The sequence below is a fragment of the Streptomyces bambusae genome (genome assembly GCF_019400985.1).
GTDB classification, from domain to species: Bacteria; Actinomycetota; Actinomycetes; order Streptomycetales; family Streptomycetaceae; genus Streptomyces; species Streptomyces bambusae_A.
In genome coordinates, this window is the sequence record NZ_WTFF01000508.1 from 1 (window position 1) to 3343 (window position 3343).

The following is a 3343-nucleotide window of genomic DNA, read 5'->3' on the forward strand; positions in this document are numbered from 1 at the left end:
GGAGGCTGGGTGGAGGGAAGGAGGAGGAAAGAGGAGGGGGGGGGGGGGGGGGGGAGGGAGTGGGGGGAGGGGGGGGGGGAGGGGGGGGGGGGGAGGGAGGGGTGGGGGGGGTGGGGGGGGGGCATACCGGTGGCCTTCAGAGGGTGGGGAGTTCGGTCGTGATCGGTACGTCGATGAGCACCGGCCCGTCCTGCTGGGCCGTGGAGTCCCGGACGAGCTTGGTCAGTTCGCCGGCGCCGCCCGCCTGGTGGGTGCGCACGCCGTACCCGGCGGCGACGGATGCGATGTCCAGTCCGGGGATGTCCAGGCCCGGGACGCCCTGGGCCCGCTCGACCTGGGCGAACCAGTGGAGGATCGCGTAGCGGGCGTTGGACAGCACGACGAAGGTCACCGGCACCTGGTAGGCGGCCGCGGTCCACAGTGCCTGGACGGCGTAGTGGATGGACCCGTCCCCGATCACGCAGACGACCGGCCGGTCCGGCGCGCCGAGCTGCGCCCCGACCGCGGCGGCCGCCCCGAAGCCGAGTCCGCCGCCCGCGGAGAAGAGGTACGAGCCGGGAGTGCTGATCCGGGTCGCCTGGTGGAACTGCGGGACGTTGGAGGGGGACTCGTTCACCCAGAGGGTGTTCTCCGGGGCGCCCTGGGCGACGGCCCTGAGCGCGGCGAGCGGGCTGAGCACGCCGTCGGCCGGCTCGGCGAACCGGCTCTCGCGGGGCGCCGCGGCGGCCACGGCCTCCCCCCGGCCGACCTGGTCGGCCAACGCCCGTACCGCCAGCGGCAGATCGGCGACGACGGCGTCCCCGACCGGCGCCTTGGCGGCCTCGTCGGCATCGCGGGTCAGCAGGACCAGCTCGGCGCCCTCGGGCAGGTAGGGGCCCGGCACGTACGGGTAGTAGCGGAACACCTGCGCACCGATGACCAGGACCAGGTCGTGGCCGGCCAGGCAGCGGGCGAGCGGGCCGATGGCCGGCGGCAGGTCGCCGCGGAACTGCGGGTGGCTGCGCGGGAAGGACACCCGGGCGGAGGCGGGCGCGGCCCACACCGGCAGCCCGGTCCGCTCGGCAAGCGTGCGCACGTCGTCCCAGGCGCCCGAGGCGTCCACGTCGTCACCGACCACCAGGACCGCCGACCTGGCCCGGGAGATGCGGTCGGCGAGGTCCTTCACCACCTGGGCGTCGGGTGCGGCGGCGTGCACCACGCGGCGGGCGGCGGCCGCCCGGGCAGCGCTGTCCTCGCCCTCGTCGAGCCGGACGTCGAAGTCGTCCATGGGCAGCGACAGGAACACCGGCCCGTGCGGCGGGGTCTCGGCGATCTGCACGGCCCGGGCGAGCGCGGGCGCGACATCGGCCGCGCGCGGAGGCTCGTACGCCCACTTGACGGCGGGCTGCGGGAGCAGCGTGGCCTGCGGGTTGGCGAGCAGCGCCTCCATGGTGAGCATCGCGCGCACCTGCTGGCCCGCGGTGACGACCATGGGGGTGCGGTTCGCCCGGGCGCCCAGGACGGCGCCCATGGCATTGCCGGTGCCGGGACCGGTGTGGAGGTTGACCAGGGCGGTGGTCCGCGAGGCGAGCGCGAATCCGTCGGCCATGCCGACGACGACGGCCTCCTGGAGGCCGAGGACGTAGCGGAAGTCCTCGGGGAACTGCTTGAGCATGGGCAGTTCGGTGGAGCCGGGATTGCCGAAGACCGTGGTGATCCCGCGGGCTCGTAAGACGTCGAGAACGGCTTCTCGGACCGTGCGCATGGTGATCCTTCCGCGCGGCTGGGGACAACGTGCGGTGATCAATTGATCACACGGAGTGGATCTTGCCAACAGCCGGACCGGGCCGGCCGGGACCCTTGCCGGCCGGCGGGGACGCATCCGGCCTGCGGCCTTTCCGGGTTCGCGTGTTCCTGCCGCGGGTCCGGCGGGACCGGGGTAATTCCCTCACCCGGGTGGCCGCGCGGGCGGGCGTGTTGACGATCCGAACCGGCGCGCGCCGCCGAGCGGTTCGACTCGCCGGGCACGGGGGCCGTGCCGAACGCGGTTGCGCCCGCCGGTGCGCCTGGCCGGCCTCGCTGTCCCGCCGCCGGACGGTTCGGCTCTCCGGGGCGGGTGGCCGAACAGGGTGGCTCACCGGCATGGGGCCACCGAATGGTTCGGCTCGGGGGACGGGCTGCCGAACGGTTCGGCTCGGCGGGACGGGCTGCCGAACGGTTCGGCTCGGCGGGACCGGCTGCCGGACAGTTGCGCTCGCTGCGCCGGGCGGCCGAGACGGTTCGTTCCGATCATGCGGCCGGGCCGTAGGCGGCGCGGCCGGCGTCGGGGGTTGCGGCCGGCAGGGGTTCGGCCGGTCGGGGGGCCGGGTCAGCCGCAGCCGCAGCCCCCGCAGCCCCCGCAGCTCGAACCGCAGCCGCCGCAGGCCGTGTTGTTGTCCGTACGGCGCGGCTGCGCCGAGGCCGTGGACGAGCCCGCCGCCCAGGACGCGCCCGCCGCGCCGGAGAGACCCGCGGCGCCCGTGGTGCCGAGGGACGTCGTACGGGTGAGGCCCGCGCGCTCCCGGGCCTCGCTCTCCTGGCGGAACTTCGCCTGGAGCGCCTGCTCCCGCCGCACGGTCCGCCGGTGGGACTCGCCGGCCTCCTGCCACCAGCCGAGCCGGTGCCACCGGCGCGGCAGCAGCGGTACGGCGGTGAGCTGCGTGGTGATGCGGTCGTCCCCCGAGTACACGGCGTACTCCAGCACGGCCTCGGAGCCCTCGCACGCGATCCCGTACAGCACCGCCTCGAACGGCTCGGCCGCCGGATCGACGTCCCGGTGCGCGTCACGCAGCCGGTCCGCGGAGCCGGTGACCAGCAGGCGGCCCGACGTCATGGTGTCCTGCTGCCAGGCGGGGTAGGCCAGCAGGGGCCGGCCGCTGCGCGTCGCGGCGTCCGGGCACAGCCAGTGGTGGTGCCCGGACGGGGTGGCCCGGACGCCCACGACCAGCGCGGGCTGGAGTCCGCGGCGCAGCCGCCGGACGGCCGAGCGCGCGGCCAGGCCCCGGCCGGCCAGGGTGGTCCCGAGGGCCAGCAGCGGCAGGGCGGTGAGCTGCTGCCCGACGGCGTCGTACGCGGCGCCGTCCGGGGCGGCCAGGTCCCGGTGCAGGCCCTTGACCAGTACGGCCGTCGCCAGCAGGCACAGTCCGCAGCCGATGGCGATCCAGGGCACACCGCGCCGGGCATGCCGCTCGGGCAGCTGCCCGGGCAGGGCGAAGCGCGCGCTGCCCGCCGCCTCCAGGGCGAGCCTGCGCTGTCGGCGGCGGCAGCGCAGGCGCACCGCCGCTCCGGCGGCCGCCCACCCGGCGAGGGCGAAGACCCGCACCCA

The 3343-nt window shown here is 76.3% G+C and carries 2 protein-coding genes; both read right to left on the bottom strand.

The features are described 5' to 3' along the window. Nucleotides 1–136: 136 nt before the first annotated feature. On the bottom strand, nt 137–1744 hold the full coding sequence (mdlC, locus tag GPJ59_RS34830; protein ID WP_219672046.1) for a benzoylformate decarboxylase: 1608 nt from the start codon (nt 1742–1744) through the stop codon (nt 137–139). Between the two features lie 603 nt (nt 1745–2347). Further along, a partial coding sequence (locus GPJ59_RS34835; protein WP_219672048.1) for a hypothetical protein occupies nt 2348–3343 on the bottom strand: 996 nt, incomplete at its 5' end.